General features: G+C 62.6%; 16 protein-coding genes and 1 pseudogene. 12 read left to right on the top strand and 5 right to left on the bottom strand.

Translation table 11 applies throughout. From position 1 onward, the window contains the following. Positions 1–20 precede the first annotated feature (20 nt). The 3 genes from nikR to trxA all read right to left on the bottom strand — a co-directional run bounded on the left by nikR (position 21) and on the right by trxA (position 1,325). The gene (gene nikR / locus DW171_RS07695; RefSeq protein ID WP_118205863.1) at positions 21–533 is read right to left on the bottom strand and encodes a nickel-responsive transcriptional regulator NikR; all 513 of its coding nucleotides are present in this window, start codon (positions 531–533) and stop codon (positions 21–23) included. Position 534: 1 nt separating this feature from the next. After that, a complete protein-coding gene (locus tag DW171_RS07700) occupies positions 535–783 on the bottom strand; it encodes a hypothetical protein (protein ID WP_118270887.1) in 249 nt (82 codons plus the stop codon). A gap of 221 nt (positions 784–1,004) precedes the next feature. After that, positions 1,005–1,325: a thioredoxin gene (gene trxA, locus DW171_RS07705; RefSeq protein WP_117629728.1), complete on the bottom strand. Its 321-nt coding sequence runs from the start codon at positions 1,323–1,325 to the stop codon at positions 1,005–1,007. A gap of 136 nt (positions 1,326–1,461) precedes the next feature. Here trxA and DW171_RS07710 point away from each other — a divergent pair, with 136 nt between their 5' ends. Then, positions 1,462–2,037 carry a hypothetical protein gene (locus DW171_RS07710; protein WP_117564541.1) on the top strand — a complete coding sequence of 192 codons (576 nt, stop codon included), beginning with the start codon at positions 1,462–1,464 and terminating at the stop codon, positions 2,035–2,037. Positions 2,038–2,055: 18 nt separating this feature from the next. Here the strand turns inward: DW171_RS07710 and DW171_RS07715 are convergent, their stop codons facing one another. Further along, entirely contained in the window at positions 2,056–3,210 is a 1,155-nt protein-coding gene (locus DW171_RS07715) for a sensor histidine kinase (protein ID WP_158551669.1), read from the bottom strand. 103 nt (positions 3,211–3,313) lie between these two features. Between DW171_RS07715 and DW171_RS07720 the strand changes: the two genes are divergently transcribed. From DW171_RS07720 to DW171_RS07750, 7 genes and pseudogenes are all read left to right on the top strand, one after another. Further along, entirely contained in the window at positions 3,314–4,420 is a 1,107-nt protein-coding gene (locus tag DW171_RS07720; protein WP_233539138.1) for a hypothetical protein, read from the top strand. A gap of 82 nt (positions 4,421–4,502) precedes the next feature. Then, positions 4,503–4,730, top strand: a pseudogene (locus tag DW171_RS10335) (transposase); the annotation flags it as partial. Next, positions 4,631–5,683, top strand: coding sequence for an IS3 family transposase (locus DW171_RS07725; RefSeq protein WP_158551670.1), 1,053 nt, complete (start codon positions 4,631–4,633; stop codon positions 5,681–5,683). The pseudogene DW171_RS10335 and the gene DW171_RS07725, both read left to right, overlap by 100 nt. Positions 5,684–6,677: 994 nt before the next feature. Then, on the top strand, positions 6,678–7,703 hold the full coding sequence (nadA, locus tag DW171_RS07735; RefSeq protein WP_117876932.1) for a quinolinate synthase NadA: 1,026 nt from the start codon (positions 6,678–6,680) through the stop codon (positions 7,701–7,703). Positions 7,704–7,731: 28 nt separating this feature from the next. Beyond that, complete coding sequence (locus tag DW171_RS07740) at positions 7,732–9,135, top strand: FAD-binding protein (protein WP_199586916.1); 1,404 nt, start codon at positions 7,732–7,734, stop codon at positions 9,133–9,135. 3 nt (positions 9,136–9,138) lie between these two features. Beyond that, the gene (gene nadC, locus DW171_RS07745) at positions 9,139–9,999 is read left to right on the top strand and encodes a carboxylating nicotinate-nucleotide diphosphorylase (protein WP_055250817.1); all 861 of its coding nucleotides are present in this window, start codon (positions 9,139–9,141) and stop codon (positions 9,997–9,999) included. Further along, on the top strand, positions 9,999–10,544 hold the full coding sequence (locus tag DW171_RS07750; protein WP_117776390.1) for a transcription repressor NadR: 546 nt from the start codon (positions 9,999–10,001) through the stop codon (positions 10,542–10,544). Before nadC ends, DW171_RS07750 begins: the two co-directional genes overlap by 1 nt. Before the next feature lie 239 nt (positions 10,545–10,783). Here DW171_RS07750 and DW171_RS07755 read toward each other — a convergent pair whose 3' ends face one another. Next, positions 10,784–10,969 carry a DUF362 domain-containing protein gene (locus DW171_RS07755; protein ID WP_006235216.1) on the bottom strand — a complete coding sequence of 62 codons (186 nt, stop codon included), beginning with the start codon at positions 10,967–10,969 and terminating at the stop codon, positions 10,784–10,786. Positions 10,970–11,574: 605 nt separating this feature from the next. Between DW171_RS07755 and dnaK the strand changes: the two genes are divergently transcribed. From dnaK to DW171_RS07775, 4 genes are all read left to right on the top strand, one after another. Next, positions 11,575–13,467, top strand: coding sequence for a molecular chaperone DnaK (gene dnaK / locus DW171_RS07760; RefSeq protein WP_118270890.1), 1,893 nt, complete (start codon positions 11,575–11,577; stop codon positions 13,465–13,467). 2 nt (positions 13,468–13,469) lie between these two features. Continuing rightward, positions 13,470–14,312, top strand: a complete 843-nt coding sequence (locus DW171_RS07765) for a nucleotide exchange factor GrpE (protein ID WP_118270891.1) — start codon at positions 13,470–13,472, stop codon at positions 14,310–14,312. A gap of 107 nt (positions 14,313–14,419) precedes the next feature. Beyond that, positions 14,420–15,385, top strand: a complete 966-nt coding sequence (locus tag DW171_RS07770) for a DnaJ C-terminal domain-containing protein (RefSeq protein WP_118270892.1) — start codon at positions 14,420–14,422, stop codon at positions 15,383–15,385. Between the two features lie 72 nt (positions 15,386–15,457). Beyond that, positions 15,458–15,874 carry a heat shock protein transcriptional repressor HspR gene (locus DW171_RS07775; RefSeq protein WP_055250809.1) on the top strand — a complete coding sequence of 139 codons (417 nt, stop codon included), beginning with the start codon at positions 15,458–15,460 and terminating at the stop codon, positions 15,872–15,874. Positions 15,875–16,015 lie beyond the last annotated feature (141 nt).

The raw sequence follows: 16,015 nt of genomic DNA on the forward strand, positions 1-16,015 counted from the left end.
GTCCCTTTTTGGCAGGTGCGCTACAGTCCCAGGCTCTGCTTGGTGGCGGCGCACGTGAGCTCGCCGTGCTTAACGCCGCGCAGGCCCAGCAGACGGTCGGCCAGCTCGTAGACGCGCTCGCCGCGACCCTTGAGCGCCAGAATCTCTAAGCAGTTGTGGTGATCCAGATGCACGTGCATGGTCGATACGATCTCGTCGGTGTAGTCGTGCTGCACTTCGTCCAGACGGCGCGTCAGGTCGCCGGTATGGTGGTCGTAGATCATGGTGAGCGACCCGATAACATGCTCATCGGGCGTGCGCATCTGCTCCTTGGCGATCGAGGCGCGAATCAGGTCGCGCACGGCCTCGGAGCGGTTGGCCACGTCGCCGCGGCGCGCGATCTGTTCGTCAAAACGGCGCAGCAGGTCATCCGGTGCGGTAACCGAAAAACGGACCAGCTCGGAGCCGGAGCCACTACAGTGGCAGCCCGCGTCGCCGTCCGCCCCGTGCGGATGCTCGTGCTCGTATCCGCAGCCGTGCTCGTGTTCGGCCACGTTACACCAGCTTCACGGAGCCGACGGAGTTGTGGTCGGCCTCGATGGCCTCTTCGTAGCCCTCGAGCGCGCCGTGGGCCTCGTGCAGCGCGGCCATGGCGGCCTCGAGCTTGGCGCCGATGCGCTCCATGTCAAAATTCTCGGTCGCATGCAGCAACTGATGGCTCCATTCGTGAGCGAGCTCGATGGTGTCGTCGACCTGTTTGACGCTCATGGCAAGCTGGCTCATGTTCATTCCAACATCATGCATGGGAAATCTCCTTTTGTATGGGGCAGTTCAGTGGTTCAGATTTTACTACGCCCGCTTTGCGCGCAGCTGCATAAGAAAACGGGTGCGAGCCTGTGCGACCCGCACCCGTTCACTGGGGGCTGTTTGTAACTACCATACTATCCGTGGTCGCATGCCTTGCGTTTGGCACTCCGGTGAGCGGTGCGAAACCGCTCATGGACGGCAGACAAGTAACAAGCGTATTACAGATGTTTCTCCAGCAGTGCCTGAAGTCTTGCCTTGGGTAAGGCGCCAACCGAGCGGTCGACCTCCTCGCCGTTCTTAAAGACGATCAGCGTGGGGATGCTCATGACGCCAAACTTCATGGCCAGGTCCTGGTTGTCGTCGACGTTGCACTTGGCCACAGCCAACTTGCCGGCCAGCTCGTCGGCAACCTCGTCTACGATGGGCGAGAGCGAGCGGCAGGGGCCGCACCACGGGGCCCAAAAATCAACCAGTACGGGCAGGCTATCGTTGACGACAGCGCCGAAGTTCTCGGGGGTAATCTGCTTAATGTCAGCCATGGTGACCTCCATAATACGACGCGGCTCGGCCGCGTAAAACTCAGTACGACCGTGCTTATACCCAGCGGCCCGCAAAGCAACCACTCGCGGGCGGCTCTTTTATATAATGGTGGGCACGCAAACGATTGGAGAGCGCATGCCCACGTCACAAAGCCAGAAAAAAGAAGCCATCGCTCAGGCGACCGAGCAGGAGCTCGCGTCGCTTGCAGATCGCGGTGTGCGTATCGCGGGCAACGCGTGCTCGCCGATTGTGCTGGTCAAAGGCGATTTGGATGAAGCCGAGTGCTCGGGCGGCGAGCTGGCCGCCGGCGCGGATGGCGCCGCGTTGCGCAAGGCGCTCGGTGCCATCGGATATGCCCCCGAGGATTTTTGTGTGCTGGCAAGCGTCGCCGGCGCGGGCGACGGAGCGGTCGCGGCGGGCGAGGCCCTGACGTGCGACCTGTTCCGCGAGGCGCTGGAGACCTTGGACCCCGAGGCGGTGCTGCTGCTGGACAACAGTGCGGCCGATGTCATGCGCGAGACCTATGCCGATATGCTTGTGGCAATTGATGACTTTGACACCGCCATGCTCAAGCCCGGCCTGGTCGCCCATGTGCAGGGGCGCCGCGTGCTGGCGCTCGACGGTTTTGAGGCGGCGCTCACCGACAAGGCCGCCAAGCAGCGCATGTGGGCCTACATTAAGCAGCTGACCCCGGCGGCTGCACCGCTGTAGCGAGGTTGGCGGCAGCCCCTACATCACGGCGCGCAGCTCAAACCGGTCGCCGTTAATGCGGAACTGGCAGTTGCCGTTCATGCGCTCGACGGCAAGCATAATGCTCTTGGTGCCAAAGCCGTGCCCAGTGTGCTGAGTCACGGGCATGCCGTCGACCATGTGCGGCGCACGGCCAAACGTGTTGGAAACCAGCAATAGAAGCTGACCGTCTTCGTAGCGAAGGTCCAGGTCGACAAACCGCTTGCCTTCGGGGGCGGCGCTCGCCGCGGCGATGGCATTGTCCAGGGCGTTCGATACCACACTGAATAGATCGACATCGCCCACGTGGACGGTTTCGGGCACGGCGGCGTGCAGGTCGGCGGTGATGCCGTGCGCGTTGATGTCCGCGGAAAGCGACGAGAGCGCAATGTTGACCGTTTCGTTGGCGCAGTAGCGGCGCACGGCGGTGCGGTCGTTGGTCTCGCAGAGCGCGTCGATGCGCTCGAGTGCCTCATCGGTGTGACCCTCTTCGATCAGGGCCGCTAGACCGCGCAGGTAGTGGCGCATGTCGTGACGGAGAACCGAGAGCTCGCGTCCGGACTGGCGCCAGGCTTCGAGCTCTTTGATGGCCGCGCTGTCGCGGGTCGCGAGCATCCAGCGCTCGCGCTCGGCGATTTCCTTTGCCTCGTATTCGCGAAGGTAGACGGCAAGAAACATAAGGTAGAACGCGCAGAGGGCGAACGCCAAAAACTCAACGGTTACTACCGAGCCCGAGTGGAAGAGCGTGGTATAGACGTTGGTGGCGTAGTCGAAGATGTAGTAGACGAGCGGCAGGATGAGCAGAATCTCCAACTCGGTGGGGCTTTTGGCCGCCAGGCGCGGACCGATGTCTCTGGCCCAATGCAGCAAGATCGCAAAGACGCCGAGCGTCGTGATGATGCGCGCCGCGTAATATGCGATTTGCGAATCGGTGGCAGCGAATGCGGCGATGCCCATCCAGTTGCTAAACTGGCAGCTCAGGTAGGCACTGGTAACGCCCAGGATGGCGAGCAGCGGACTCAGGCGATAGCGTACGCACAGGTAGACGACAAGCGGCAGATGCACGACGAGTGGATAGGCCTGTCGGGCGAAAAGCTCGCCGCCGACGGCATTGGCGAGGCCGAATGCGCATCCGGTTACGGCGCCGACCCCCACCAGCTTCCACCGTATGCCGAAAACACCCGGACGATGCCGTGCAGATCGCTTCGCTCTGCTATAGTCTCCCAAATTCACGTTTTCTATTGGGATGGTGGTTAATATGGGCGACATACTCGAATCGTTCCTGCGCGTGGCGATGGTGGTGTTCATCGTCGGTCCGCTCACTGCATGGGTCGCCCGTCGCGGCGCGCGTGAGCGCAGTGAGGCGACGGACAGCCTCGATCGCTTCACGGTGCGCATGCCCGCTGCCATCCGTACGATCATCGCCTGCTGCGCGGTCGCGTTCGAGCTGCTCATGTTGGGTGTTTACGTCTGGCAGGGCGTTTCGCTGGGCGAGTGGGGCCACGAGCTTGTGTGGTTCGGCCACGCCATGGCACTTGCGGGCATGGCCATCTGGGCCCTGCTGAGCATCCCGCGCATCGACGTGGACGGTGAACGAATTCTCTCGCGTAACGCCTTCGGCATCCGCAAGGAGACGACGTTCGGCAACATCACCCATGCAACGCTTCACACGCAGATGATGAGGATCGACCTGTTCGAGGGCGATCGAAAGTTCTGCTCGATAAGCCTCGAGGGGGTGTGCTCGCTCAACCTCCTCGCCCGTCTGGAGGAAGAGGGCATCGAAGTCTCGGACGCCGTCGACGGTCCCATGACCAAGGCGGGCCTGTGTTGGTCTGCCGTCAAGCCGTTGACGATTGTTTTCAACGGCATGGCGCTCGTCTTCTCGCTCGTGATCGCCTTCATGGCTGTTTTCACCGATGCCGGAGCCCGCTTGCTCTTGCTCGTTCCGTTCCTCTTCCTGTTCATAGGGGGACTCCTGCCCCTGCTTATGCTCAGCATGCCCGCCCGTGGTATCTACGAGATCGGCAGGCAGGAGCGCGAACTCGGTTTCTCCTTCGCCGAGGAGATGGCAAGTCGAGGTGCCACGGGCACTTCGCTTGTCGACGACGATTGGTTCATCGAGATCAGCAATGCCCGCGTCGTGGCGTTCCGCCGCGATTACCTCAAGAAGGTCACGGCGCACGAGGACAGCGAGAGCGGCGACCGCTGCACGGTGACTACGAAGGGCGGTCGAAAAATCAAGGTGTACGCAGCGGGCAGCACGCTCGAGGACCTGCGCTCGTGGTTCAAACAGGGTGCCAAGGCCAGAAGCACGCTCGACCGTGCAGAGGACGTGCTCGAGACGACGTCTGATTGGGTTGTCTGACCTGTATCGTCTTTTCGGACACGCATGCTAGAGGCCCAATCCTTTAGAATGCATTCATCGACGACCGAGAGGACGGTATGCTATGTCCAACCCAGCCGCCAAGTACACCGACGAGTTCAGGCGCGAGACCGCCGACTACATCATCTCGACGGGCAGGCCGATAACGGAATGCTGCGCAGAACTGGGCCTGAATTCCAAGACCGTGAACAAGTGGGTGCAGAGCCGCCGGCGCGAGCTTGCCGGCGGGCCCGACCCCAAGGCCGAGGACCGCGAGCTTCGCGAGGCGAAAAGGCGCATACGCGAGCTCGAGATGGAGAACGCCTTCTTGAAAAAAGCCGCGGCCTTCTTCGCCAAAAGCCAGGCGTAGCCGCATGCTACCGGATGATGTTGGCGGAGAAGGCCGAATTCCCGGTGAAAATGATGGCCCGCGTGCTCGGCGTGAGCCGATCGGGCTTCTACTCGTGGCTCTCCAACGGCTGCCCGCGAGAAGACTGGTCGGCCGAGCGCGAGGCGGTCCGGCGCGTGTGGCTGGAGTCGGACCGCAGGTTCGGCTTCCGGTTCGTGAAATGCTTCCTGCCCGGCGAGTTCTCCGGATTGACCCTGTACAGGGTGCGCAAGCTGATGCGCGAGCTGGGAATACGCGGCTGCACGCCCAACGCCAGGAAGCGCACCACCATCCCCGACCCGAAGGCCAGGCCCCGGCCCGACCTGGTGCGCCGCGACTTCACCAGTCCCGTTCCAACCTGCAAGCTCGTGGGCGACATCACCTACCTGCGCACCGGCGAGGGATGGCTGTACCTGTCGACGGTCATCGACCTCAACACCCGCATGGTGGTGGGCTGGTCGCTCTCCGAGCGCATGACCGCCGACATCGTGGTTTCGGCGCTGGCGTCGGCCAAATCGCGCGGCTACGTGGCCGGCAACGCGATATTCCACGCCGACCGCGGCGCCCAGTACACCAGCAGGCTTCTGGCCGAATGGGCGCGCGACAACGACGTGCGGCTGTCCTGCAGCCGCGCCGGCAACTGCCACGACAACGCGGTGGCCGAGTCGTTCCTCGCCACGCTGAAGAACGAGATGTACTACAGGCGCAGCTTCCCGACCAGGGATTCCGCCAAGCACGCGGTGGTCGAGTTCATCGAGGCGTACTACAACCGCCGAAGGCCCCGCTCGACGATCGGCTACAAGGTGCCGGCCGAGGCCATGGCGGCCTTCTTCGAGAGAACCGAGCCCAAGCTCGAGGCCATGCCTATGGCCGCTTGATTTCTCGAGCATGCGTGTCCGAAATCTTGACACAGGTCAGAAGGCCTCGATGCCAGCGCTGCGCCGATATGGGGCAGCGGCCCCCCGTTGGCCGCCATGGCCCTGACTTCCGAGCGTATGCTGGCGCCGCTCGTCTTAAGACGTTGACCTCCATCCGGAGCCTGCGGTTCTCGCGCTCGGGCTCCAGGATCCGGTTCTACTCGGGCGTGCGGTTGTCGGCGGCGCGCGGCGAGCCGGTCTCGTTTATCGACTTGACCCGCCTCTCCACGGTGCTCTTGTCGAGGTCGCACTCGTCCATGGCCTCGCGCCTGGGCTTTCCGGCGTTGTGGAGATCGACTATCTTCCTCTTGAACTCGTCGGTGAAATGCCTCGGTCTGGGGCCGGTCGAGGCCGAGCCCCCGGTCCGGCTGGGGTAGCATGTCGCTGCGGACCATTGTCTTTCCTCTCGTTGAATATCTAGGCGCTGACGATTCTAGGCGATGGCCCTCTCTTGCTTCTTACACCTCGATTGTGCTCGCTACCCCCAGCGGGCCCGGATCGAGCGATTCGGGCCCGCTTTTGGGGCCTGCCGGAAACCCGGTGGTCAAAAAGGGCCAAATATGAGTACTGTTACCAGTTTGGTGGCAGCCAAATGGCCTCAAAAATCGGTGCCAGAGGCCAAAAGTGCATCGATTTTCGTTCTTCAGAGTCGCGATCGGGCTCCAAACAAGGCGATTTTGCTGCTCTGGACCGGAAAATCGATGCTACTAATTTGGTGACAGTACTCATATTTGGCCCTTTTTGACCACTGCCCCTTGGTCCAGGACAAAACGGGCTGCCCGAATCATGGGGCGGGTCCATTTTCGGCTGTCCTCAGCTTGCCAGTTCGAATATGGACTTGCCGCATGGTCGAATCTTTATTTCAACTTTACACCTAGGTTTACAGCTGTCTTGTCAGCTGTAAACCTAGGTGTCATACTAAAGCCCCAAGATTCGCCAAAAGAGAGGGGCCTTGATGGCACAGAGCGCGAACATGGATGCGTCGGAGCTTGCACGCGATATCGCGGCCGGCCTGGCATCGGCAACGACGGCAACGGAGCGCGCGGCGCTGGTACCCGCAGAGCTCGTCGAGGCCATTCAGCAATTAAAAACCCAGCGCGACGCGGTGATCTTGGCGCACTACTATGTGGCGCCCGAGGTTCAGGCTGTGGCCGATTACGTCGGCGACAGCTTCTACCTGGCAAAGCTTGCCAAGAGCCTGCCGCAGCAGACCATCGTGCTGTGCGGCGTGGAGTTTATGGGCGAGAGCGCCAAGCTGCTCAACCCCACCAAGACCGTGCTGCTGCCCGAGCCGGGCGCGGACTGCCCCATGGCTCACATGGTCAAGCGCGAGACGGTCGACGCGGCGCGCGCCGAGTACGGCGACGACCTTGCCGTGGTCTGCTACGTCAACTCGACGGTCGAGATCAAGAGCTGGAGCGACGTGTGTGTCACCAGCTCCAACGCCGTCAAGATCGTATCCGAGCTGCCACAGCAGCACATCCTGTTTATCCCCGATCAAAACCTGGGCCGGTTCGTAGCCGAGCAGGTGCCGCAAAAGCACGTCATCCTCAACAACGGCTACTGCCCGCGCCACCACATCATCACCGTCGAGCAGATCGTCGACGCGCAGGAGGCCCATCCCGACGCACTCGTTTTGGCGCACCCCGAGTGCAAGGCCGACGTCCTTGCCGAGGCCGACTACATTGGCTCCACCGCCGGCATCATCAAGTATGCCGAGGAGTCCGACGCGAGCGAGTTCATTATCGTGACGGTCCGTGGCGTGCTCTACGAGCTCGAGCGCCGCTGCCAGGGCACCGGCAAGAAGTTCTACTTCCCCGCGGTGCAGCCCACCTGCGTCAACATGGATCTCATCACGCTCGAAAAGCTCGTGCGCTGCCTGGAGACGGGCGAGGGCGAGGTGCAGATCGGCGTGTCGGACGAGGCCGCCGACCAGGCCAAGCTCACGCTCGACCGTATGCTCGAGTACGCAGCGCGCTAGAACAATGTGGCATGAGGGACGGTTCCTTATGTCACATTCAAGGGAGAGGATTCCTGTGGAAACCAAGCAATACCCCGATATGGAGTGCGACGTCGTCATTGCCGGCTGCGGCGTGGCGGGCCTGTACGCAGCTCTCAACCTGCCGACGAGCACGCGCGTGATTATGCTCTCCAAGGGCGCTGTCGACGAGTGCGATTCGATGCTCGCGCAGGGTGGCATCTGCGTGCTGCCCGAAGGCTCGGACTACGATGCCTTCTTTGAGGACACCATGCACGCCGGTCACTACGAGAACCGCCGCGAGAGCGTCGACATCATGATCCGCTCGAGCCGCTCGGTCATCAACGACCTACTGGCCATGGGCGTGGACTTTGAGCGCAAGGTCGACGGCAGCCTCGACTTTACCCGCGAGGGCGCGCACAGCCGCCCGCGCATTGCCTTCCATGCCGATATTACGGGCAAGGAGATCACGACCAGGCTGCTCCAGGCCGTTCGCAAGCTGGACAACGTGCAGATTCTGGAGCACGTGGCCATGACCGACATCCTGACGGCCGAGCATGATGGCGCTACGGTGTGCAGCGGCGTCGCCGCCGTTCCCGTCGACGAGGACAACTCGGTTCGTCCCGCCGACGAGCTGGCAAATGCCGCCGAGGGCATGCATGCCGGCGAGCCGTTTAAGATCCATGCCCGCCACACGCTGTGGGCGACGGGCGGTATCGGCGGCGTATACGACCATTCGACCAACTACCCGCAGCTCACGGGCGATGCCTGCTACATTGCTCAGGAGCATGGCATTAAGATGGAGCATCTGGACTACGTGCAGATTCACCCCACGGGCCTGTTCTCGCCGCAGCCGGGCCGCACCTTCCTGATCAGCGAGAGCTGCCGCGGCGAGGGCGCGATTTTGCTCAACGCCGCCGGCGAGCGCTTTACCGACGAGCTTCAGCCGCGCGATGTGGTCGCCGCCGCCATCCGCGAGCAGATGAAGCAGGACGGTACCGAGCACGAGTGGCTGAGCTTTGCCCCCGTCGAGCGCGACGTGGTGACTGGGCACTTTGCCAACATTCGCGCGCGCTGCCTTGAGGACGGCCGCGACATCTTGGACGAGCCCATCCCCGTTACGCCCACGCAGCACTACTTTATGGGCGGCGTGTGGGTCGACAAGGACGGCCGCACCTCGATGCCCGAGCTCTACGCCGCGGGCGAGACGGCCTGCAACGGCGTGCACGGCAAGAATCGCCTGGCTTCCAACAGCCTGCTCGAGTCCCTGGTTTGGGGCCGCCGTGCCGCCTGGTGCATGCGCACCGGCGAGTCGCTCGCCGTGGAGCGGGCGGGCGAGCCCGCGCTTGACGGGCGTCATCGCGCCCTGAGCGCCGACTCCCTGGCAATCGATGATTTGGCCCGTGCCGCCGGCACGCAGGCCGTGGAGGAGTAGACCATGAATCCCATTACCATGAAGCTCGTCGTCGATGATCTGATTCTGCAGGCTCTACGCGAGGACATTACGTTTGAGGACGTGAGCACGGCGAGCGTGTGCCCCACGGCGCGCCCCGCCACGGTGGAGCTCATCGCCAAGGCCGATGGCATCATCGCGGGCTTGGATGTGTTCGCCCGCACCTTTGAGCTGCTGGATTCGCAGAGCTCGGTGCTGTTTGATGTTGCCGACGGTGACGAGGTGCACGCCGGCGACCACGTGGGCCAGGTGCGCGGCGATGCGCGCGTGCTGCTTTCGGGCGAGCGCGTGGCGCTCAACTACCTGCAGCGCATGAGCGGTATCGCTACCTATACGCACAGAATGGCAGCGGCGCTCGAGGGTACCAAGACCGTGCTTGTCGACACACGCAAGACCACGCCGGGCATGCGCGTTTTCGAGAAGGCGGCGGTTGAGATCGGCGGCGGCAGCAACCATCGCTACAACCTGTCGACGGCCGTCATGCTCAAGGACAACCACATCGACGCCGCCGGTGGCGTGGCGCGCGCGATTGAGATGGCGCGCGCCCATGCATCGTTTACCACGACGGTCGAGATCGAGTGCGAGAACCTGGACATGGTGCGCGAGGCCGTGGAAGCCGGCGCCGACATCATCATGTTCGACAACATGACCCACGACGACATGGCCGCCGCTATTGAGCTTATCGCCGGTCGCGCCAAGACTGAGTGTTCGGGCAATGTGGACGCCAGCAATATTCGCGCCCTGGCCGATCTGGGCGTCGACTTTATTAGCTCGGGCGCGCTGACACACTCCGCCCCGATCCTCGACCTCTCGCTTAAGCACCTGCGTCTGCTGGACGGTAAATAATGAACGCCCGCGAGCGCCGTCGTGCCATCATGGGCGTGCTCGAGGGAGCCAGGGAGCCCGTTTCGGGCAGCGCACTTGCCCGCGAGGTTGGCGTGAGCCGCCAGGTCGTGGTTCAGGATATTGCCCTGTTGCGCGCCGATGGGCACGATGTCGTGGCAACCAACCGCGGCTACGTGCTGCAGGAGGCCCCCAGCAGCCCCGCCGTGCCCACGCGCTTGGTCAAGGTTCGCCACAGCGTGGAGCAGGCAGGCGATGAGCTCACGAGTATCGTCGACGCCGGCGGCGCCGTGCTCAACGTGATCGTCAATCACCGCGTGTACGGTAAGATCACGGCCGACCTGGACATTCGCAATCGTCGCGATGTTGAGCGCTACCTGCACGATATCGAGAGCGGCAAGAGCTTTCCACTACTAACGGTGACGAGCGGCTATCACTTCCACCGCATTGCGGCAGAGGATGAGCAAACCCTCGACGAGATCGAGGCCATACTCAAGGAGAAAGGCTATTTGGCAGACCTGATGCCCTACGAGGACGATCTGTCGTAGCCGATGCTGCAAACGTCCCTAAGCGGCAATCTGACGTTCAATCGTCGGTCGCGTACCGAAGTACGCTTCCCTCCTCTTTCACGTCACCTTGCTCGCTTAGGGGCGTTTTCGCTGACGTGAGCTCAACCTGCGATGGTGCCTAATTGGTTATCCGCACAAAAAAGGAGGCCTCCGCGGCGATGCGGAGGCCTCCTTTTTTTGTGCACGGTGTACTTTTGAGTGTGCAAGTGCGGGAGTTGTTACTCCTCGACGATCTCGGTGATCGCGCCAGCGGGGCAAGCGTCCTGGCAAGCGCCACAGGCGACGCAGGAGTCCTCGTCAGCGACGGTGGCGACGTCCTGGAGCTCCAGAACGCCAGCGGGGCAGGAGTCGACGCAAACGCCACAAGCGATGCACTCGTCGGCATCAATTACGGGATGAGCCATGGTAGTTTCCTCTCTGTTGACCGACGCTACAGGCGATGCGCGTCGGTTTGATTCGGGCAAAAACATACCACGGGAGCGACCGTTTGCAATACCCTCTGACCGGCATCTTCATACCGTTCGCCGAGTATGCCACGGCTTACTAAAAAACATGCAGGTGAGGCCGTTGAGCTGCGCAAATGTTAGCTACAGGTGACTTGAAATATAGGGCGATTGAGCGTGTTTGCGGAAACCGCATCCCGTAATCCACGTCCAAAACGGGACACGGTTTCCGGTTGGACCGCCCGGCGGAAACTGCGTCCCGGAATTTACGCTCAGACTGGGTCGCGCTTCCCCCGGGGTCGCTCCAAGGCCCCCTGTACGGCTTCAGGCTCACACCTCAGTCAACTCTACATAGATCTCAATAGATCTGCCGAGAACTCAAACAGTGCATCTACCTGCACATTTGAGAACCTAAACTCTCAGAGATAAGAAATCTTATATGAATTGACTTAGATTTTGTATATTCCAGCCCATAAGGGGATACACTACATCCTGAAAGACAAGCCGAAGCGCCGCGCGACAGACCGTCGAGGCGACGCGAACGCAAAAGAGAGAGGGAATTTCTAATGAGTAAGATTCTTGGTATCGACCTTGGTACTACTAACTCCGCCATGGCCGTTCTCGAGGGCGGTTCTCCGACCATTATCGTGAACGCCGAGGGCGACCGCACCACCCCGTCCGTCGTGGGCTTCCGTGCCGACGGCGACCGCGTTGTGGGTAAGGCCGCTAAGAACCAGGCTGTCACCAACCCCAAGAACACCGTGTTCTCCATCAAGCGCTTCATGGGCCGCAAGTACTCCGAGTGCACCTCCGAGATCAAGACCGTGCCGTATGAGGTCAAGGAGGGCCAGGGCGGCCGTGCCGTCGTCGACATCGAGGGCAAGGATTACACCGCCGAGCAGGTGAGCGCCATGACGCTCGCAAAGATGAAGGCCGACGCTGAGAAGTATCTGGGCGAGACCGTCACCGACGCCGTCATCACCGTCCCGGCCTACTTCAACGACGCCCAGCGTCAGGCCACCAAGGACGCCGGTAAGATCGCCGGCCTCAACGTCAAGCGTATCGTCAACGAGCCGACTGCTGCTGCTCTTGCCTATGGCCTGGACAAGCAGGGCACCGACCAGCGCATCCTGGTCTTCGACCTGGGCGGCGGCACCTTCGACGTCTCCATCCTCGACCTCGCCGACGGCGTGTTTGAGGTTCTGTCCACCTCGGGCGACAACCACCTGGGCGGCGACGACTGGGATCAGCGCGTCATCGATTGGATGGCCGATAAGTTCCAGCAGGAGAACGGTGTCGACCTGCGTCAGGACCCCATGGCCCTGCAGCGTCTGAAGGAGGCCGCCGAGAACGCCAAGAAGGAGCTCTCCGCCGCCCAGCAGACCACCATCAACCTGCCGTTCATTACCATGAACCAGTCCGGCCCGCTGCACCTCAACTACACGCTGACCCGCGCCGAGTTCGAGAAGATCACCCGCGACCTGCTCGAGCGCTGCAAGCAGCCTGTCACCAACGCCCTGCGCGACGCCAAGCTTAAGCTCTCCGATCTGACCGAGGTCATCCTCGTCGGCGGCTCCACCCGTATGCCCGCCGTCCAGGATCTGGTCAAGACCATGACCGGCAAGCAGCCCAACATGTCCGTGAACCCCGACGAGGTCGTTGCCGACGGCGCTGCCGTCCAGGGCGGCGTGCTCACCGGCGACGTCGAGGGCATCCTGCTGCTCGACGTTACCCCGCTGTCGCTGGGCGTCGAGACCATGGGCGGCATCATGACCAAGATGATCGACCGCAACACCACGATCCCGACCTCCAAGACCGAGGTCTACTCCACCGCTGCCGACAACCAGACCAGCGTCGAGATCAACGTGCTCCAGGGCGAGCGCGAGCTTGCCCGCGATAACAAGTCGCTCGGTAAGTTCCAGCTGACCGGTATCCCGGCTGCCCGCCGCGGTGTGCCGCAGATCGAGGTCACCTTCGACATCGACGCCAACGGCATCGTCAAGGTCTCTGCTAAGGACAAGGGCACCGGCAAGGAGCAGCAGATCACCATTTCCGGCTCCACCGCGCTTTCCGACGACGAAGTCGATCGCATGGTCAAGGACGCCGAGGCTCATGCCGAGGAGGACAAGAAGCAGAAGGAAGAGGTCGAGGTCCGCAACCAGACCGACAGCCTGTGCTACTCCACCGAGCAGACCCTCAACGAGCTGGGCGACAAGGTTTCCGCCGATGTGAAGTCCAAGGCCGAGGCCGCTATCGCCGACGCCAAGAAGGCGCTCGAGGGTTCTGACGTCGAGGCCATCAAGGCCGCTGGCGAATCCCTGCAGGCCGTAGCCTACGAGCTGGCTCAGGTTGTCTACGCCGACGCTCAGCAGCAGACCGACGGTGCCGCTGGCGCCCAGCCTGCCGACGATGACGTTGTCGACGCCGACTACGAGGTTGTGGACGACGAGGACAAATAATCATGTCCGCCCGTAAAGCTCGCACGGAGGCGGCCGCCGCTGGCGCCGCCCCCGTTGACTCTGAGGAGAAGGACGTGAAGATTCCCGTAGAGGCCGTTGACGATACCGAGGCCAACGAGGCCCCGGCCGCCGAGGCTGCCGAGAACCAGGTAGAGGATTCCAACAAGGAGGCGACGATGACCGAGGACGAGATGGTGGAAGCCGCTATCCGCGCCGGTGAGGAAGCCGCCGACAACGACTTTAAGCTCAAGTTCGAGCAGGCTCAGAAAGAGCTTGCCGACGTGCGCAATGAGCTCGATGCTGCGGCAGAGGCTCAGAAGGCCGCCGAGGACAAGGCAAAGGACGCCACCGAGCGTACCGCCCGTCTGCAGGCCGACTGGGAGAACTTCCGTCGCCGCACCGCCAATGAGCGTATCGCCGAGCGCGAGCGCGCGACCGAGAAGCTTGTCACCGCGCTGTTGCCGGTGATTGACGATATCGAGCGCGCGATTGACCATGCCCGCAGCCAAGAGCTTTCCGACGACTTTAAGCAGTTCGTCGATGGCGTCGATGCGGTGCATGCCAAGCTGCTTGATGTGTTTGCGCACGAGGGCGTTGAGCCCATCGACCCCAAGGGCGAGGCGTTCGATCCGCTCGAGCACCAGGCTGTGGGTCGCGTCGAGGACGCATCGCAGTACGACGAGACCGTCAACGACGTGTACCAGAAGGGCTACCGCATGGCGGATCGCATCCTGCGTTCCGCGATGGTGACGGTGACCTACGGTGGCGAGAAGCGCCCCGCACCGGAGCCCGAAGCGGCGCCCGAGGATGCTGCGGCCGATACGGCCGAGAGCACCGAGGAGTAATTGAGAAGGGCCCCGGGGCAACACCCGGGGCCCTTTCTGGCCTAGTGCCATATGAAAGCATGAGCCGCCGCCCGCTGGGCGGCGGATGAAACAGGAGAGGAGCTACGATGGCTGCAGGCAAAACCTTCTATGACATCCTGGGCGTATCCAAGAGCGCCTCCGACAAAGAGATCAAGAGCGCGTTTCGCAAGCTCGCGCAAAAATATCACCCCGATGCCGGCGGCGACGAGGCCAAGTTCAAGGAGATCAGCGAGGCCTACGAGACGCTTTCGGACGAGAAGAAGCGCAAAGAGTACGACCAGATGCTCATGTTTGGCGGCATGCCGGGCGCAGGCGGCGCGTATGGCGGCGGCTACGGTGCCGGCGCGGGCGCCAGCGGCTGGGGCGACATCTTCGACAGCATCTTTAGCGGCAACGGCGCCTGGGGCAGCGATTGGGGCTCGGGCTTTGCCGGGGCCGCGGGCGCTGCCGGTGCGGGCGCGGGCCGCAACCGCGCGCGCAAGGGCGGTGACCTGTCGCTGACTGTCGACGTAACTGCCGAGGACGCGTTCCGCGGTGTGACGCACAAGGTCACCTATCGCATTCCCTCGACAGGCGAGCAGCAGACCATCACGGTCTCGGTGCCCGCGGGCGCGGTCGACGGCGGCAAGCTGCGCTACAAGCGTCGCGGCGAGTATGGCGTTGCGGGTGGCGAGCGCGGCGACCTGGTCGTGACCACGCATGTGGAGGAGCATCCGCTGTTTAAGCGTAAAGGTGCCGACGTGACCATGGAGGTACCGGTCTCGGTCTACGAGGCGGCGCTCGGCTGCACGGTGGACGTGCCGACGCCCGGCGGTGCGACGGTTCGTCTGAAGGTGCCCGCGGGTACCCAGACGGGCAAGAAGTTCCGCTTTAAGGAAATGGGGGCGCCCGACGTTAAGCACCGTGGCCGTACGGGCGCGCTGCTCGTCGAGATCAAGGTGCAGGTCCCCACGAACCTATCCGATGACGAGCGCGATGCCATGACCAAGCTGCGCGAGGTCGACACGCGCGATTATCGCGAGAAGGTCAACCGTTACAAGGCGACGTACTAGGGCGGTCGTGGCGCACACCCGCGCCCGCGGGCTTATGATGGACGATAACGAGACGGAAAGGGGTCAGGTAGCATGGCCGAGGACAATAGGAATAAACCGCTGTACATGATCAGCGTGGCGGCCGAGTTGACCGGCATGCATCCGCAGACTCTGCGCGTCTACGAGTCCAAGGGCCTGGTGAACCCCCAGCGCTCGGGCGGCAACACGCGTCTGTATTCGCGTGCCGATATCGAGCGCCTGGAGCTCATCAACCAGCTGACTGACGAGGGCATCAACCTTGCCGGCGTGGTGCGCATCCTCGATATGAAGGAGCGTGCCGAGGAGCGCGAGCGCGAGAACGAAAAACTCCGCGCACGCGTGCGCCAGCTCGAGGACGAGCTGCACGAGTACAAGATGCAGAAGAAGATCACCGCCCTGGCCCCGCGCGACGGCTCGGTCAACCCCGAGCAAGTCATGCGCAAACTGCTGGGCACGGGCGGCGACCTGTAGGCACTCATTGGGGACAGACTTAAATGAGTACCTGCAGAATGAGAGTGGATAATCTCCCGTTTTTTGCCTGTTTGCAGGCTCAAAGTGGGAGATTATCCACTCTCGTCATTTGAGCGTCTAAGTCTGCCTCCCCAGGACCTA

The sequence above is a fragment of the Collinsella sp. AM15-2 genome (assembly GCF_003471985.1).
In the GTDB taxonomy this organism is placed as follows: Bacteria; Actinomycetota; Coriobacteriia; order Coriobacteriales; family Coriobacteriaceae; genus Collinsella.

Excerpts from the sequence above, each read along its gene's own strand:
- trxA (WP_117629728.1), bottom strand. The coding sequence starts at position 1,325 with ATGGCTGACATTAAGCAGATTACCCCCGAGAACTTCGGCGCTGTCGTC.
- DW171_RS07750 (WP_117776390.1), top strand. The coding sequence starts at position 9,999 with ATGAACGCCCGCGAGCGCCGTCGTGCCATCATGGGCGTGCTCGAGGGA.
- nadA (WP_117876932.1), top strand. The coding sequence starts at position 6,678 with ATGGCACAGAGCGCGAACATGGATGCGTCGGAGCTTGCACGCGATATC.
- DW171_RS07770 (WP_118270892.1), top strand. The coding sequence starts at position 14,420 with ATGGCTGCAGGCAAAACCTTCTATGACATCCTGGGCGTATCCAAGAGC.
- dnaK (WP_118270890.1), top strand. The coding sequence starts at position 11,575 with ATGAGTAAGATTCTTGGTATCGACCTTGGTACTACTAACTCCGCCATG.
- DW171_RS07765 (WP_118270891.1), top strand. The coding sequence starts at position 13,470 with ATGTCCGCCCGTAAAGCTCGCACGGAGGCGGCCGCCGCTGGCGCCGCC.
- nadC (WP_055250817.1), top strand. The coding sequence starts at position 9,139 with ATGAATCCCATTACCATGAAGCTCGTCGTCGATGATCTGATTCTGCAG.
- DW171_RS07700 (WP_118270887.1), bottom strand. The coding sequence starts at position 783 with ATGCATGATGTTGGAATGAACATGAGCCAGCTTGCCATGAGCGTCAAA.
- DW171_RS07755 (WP_006235216.1), bottom strand. The coding sequence starts at position 10,969 with ATGGCTCATCCCGTAATTGATGCCGACGAGTGCATCGCTTGTGGCGTT.
- DW171_RS07775 (WP_055250809.1), top strand. The coding sequence starts at position 15,458 with ATGGCCGAGGACAATAGGAATAAACCGCTGTACATGATCAGCGTGGCG.
- DW171_RS07710 (WP_117564541.1), top strand. The coding sequence starts at position 1,462 with ATGCCCACGTCACAAAGCCAGAAAAAAGAAGCCATCGCTCAGGCGACC.
- DW171_RS07740 (WP_199586916.1), top strand. The coding sequence starts at position 7,732 with ATGTCACATTCAAGGGAGAGGATTCCTGTGGAAACCAAGCAATACCCC.
- DW171_RS07720 (WP_233539138.1), top strand. The coding sequence starts at position 3,314 with ATGGGCGACATACTCGAATCGTTCCTGCGCGTGGCGATGGTGGTGTTC.